At 64.5% G+C, this 1,819-nt stretch carries 2 protein-coding genes; both read right to left on the bottom strand.

Features of this window, described 5'->3' with window-relative positions:
• Positions 1 to 404: 404 nt before the first annotated feature.
• On the bottom strand, positions 405 to 1,277 hold the full coding sequence (gene htpX / locus SJH88_RS19015) for a protease HtpX (protein WP_154163502.1): 873 nt from the start codon (positions 1,275 to 1,277) through the stop codon (positions 405 to 407).
• A gap of 198 nt (positions 1,278 to 1,475) precedes the next feature.
• The coding region (locus tag SJH88_RS19010; protein WP_274755377.1) for an OST-HTH/LOTUS domain-containing protein at positions 1,476 to 1,819 on the bottom strand (344 nt) is incomplete at its 5' end.

The raw sequence follows: 1,819 nt of genomic DNA, 5'->3' as shown, positions 1-1,819 counted from the left end.
TGATCAGCATGGCAACTCCTTGGCACGGGATTGCCATGTTGCCAGAACTGCTTGCAGTACCTCTCGGCCATGCAGCAACGGACGCTTGTTTTTAAGCAGCCAATCGTCCGGGACCCGACAAGTAACCATAGTCGGCATAGCCGTCATCCACCGGAGCCACCACGCAGCCACTGAGCAGAGCCACCGCCCCTGCCACACCCAGCGCCGCCCAGCCGCGCGGGCTGAAGCGGGTCCATCGCACAGAGGAATCAGTCCATCGCATAGCAGCTCCTAACAAGGTGACACATCCCATAACGCAAAACCCCGGCACCATGCTGACCGGGGTTCTTGTCGAAGCTGTAAAGCGCGGGTAAAGAACCCGCGCAAGATGTGTCGGCACAGGCAGGGCCGACACATCGCACGCCTCAGTGGCTGTTTTGCAGCGCCGCAATGCGCTCTTCGATGGGCGGGTGGCTGGAGAACAGCTTGCCGATGCCACCGGTGATGCCCATGGCCTGCATGCTCTTGGGCAGCTCGCCGGGCACCATGCCGCCCAGGCGCGCCAGGGCGTTCACCATGGGCTGCTTGCGCCCCATCAGCTGGGCGGCGCCGGCGTCGGCACGGAACTCGCGCTGGCGCGAGAACCAGGCGACGATCATGGCGGCCACGAAGCCCAGCAGGATGTCCATGACGATGGTGGTCACGTAGTAGCCAATGCCGGGGCCGGAGCTTTCGGAATCGCCCTTGCGCAGGAAGCTGTCCACGGCATAGCCGATGACGCGCGACAGGAAGACCACGAAGGTGTTCATCACGCCCTGGATCAGCGTCATGGTCACCATGTCGCCGTTGGCGATGTGGGCCACCTCGTGGCCGATCACGGCCTCGACCTCTTCGCGCGTCATGCCCTGCAGCAGACCGGTGGACACGGCCACCAGGGCACTGTTCTTGAAGGCGCCGGTGGCGAAGGCGTTCGGTTCACCCTCGTAGATCCCGACTTCGGGCATGCCGATGCCGGCCTTGTCGGCGAACTTGCGCACGGTGTCCACGATCCAGGCTTCGTCGGCGTTGCGGGGCTGCTCGATCACGTGCACGCCCGAGCTCCACTTGGCCACGGGCTTGGAAATCAGCAGCGAGATGATGGCGCCGCCAAAGCCCATGATGAAGGCAAAGCCCAGCAGCGCACCCAGGTTCAGGCCGTTGGAGGTCAGGAAGCGGTTCACGCCCAGCAGGCTGGCCGTGATGCCCAGCACCGCCACCACGGCAATGTTGGTCAACAGAAAAAGAGCGATTCGTTTCATTGTGAGTTTCTCCACCAGGGGAAATCGGGCCGATGGCCCACAGCCTGCCAGTTGGGGGCGCTGGCAGCCAGATTCAAGCGCTTGTCACCAGTTCCAGGCTCCGATGTTGTCGTGATCTTATGGAGTGCCTGCCGCGCGATGTATAGGAGTCATCATAGAAGGAAAAGTTCGCCGGCACGGCCTGCTGACAGCATCGTCCTACTTGCCGGGCGCGGGCAGTTCCACAAAGCGTTTGTCGCGCACGGCCACGCGCGAGGTTCCCTCGTCGCGCAGCTCGAACATCTGGGTGGCCGCCAGCAGCTTGGTCAGGGTGGCGTAGCCGTAGTTGCGCGCATCGAAGGGCAGCTTGTTGCCGATGTGCGTGCCCACGGCGCCGACGCGGGCCCAGCCGCTTTCGTCCTGGGTGGCCTTGACGGCATCGCGCAGCATGGCAACCAGCTGGCGGTCCTGGCGCAGCTGCTGCGAGGGCACGCGCAGGCTGAAGCCGCAGGGCTGGGCCACATCCAGCGCCAACGGCGCGCCGGCCGGTGCCGTGGCAGCCG

Origin of the sequence: Comamonas sp. GCA5 (assembly GCF_036541385.1) — a bacterium.
In the GTDB taxonomy this organism is placed as follows: Bacteria; Pseudomonadota; Gammaproteobacteria; order Burkholderiales; family Burkholderiaceae_C; genus Comamonas; species Comamonas aquatica.
Note: the sequence above shows the minus strand (reverse complement) of the source record. Positions and strands in the feature narration are given on the sequence as shown.

Excerpts from the sequence above, each read along its gene's own strand:
- htpX (WP_154163502.1), bottom strand. The coding sequence starts at position 1,277 with ATGAAACGAATCGCTCTTTTTCTGTTGACCAACATTGCCGTGGTGGCG.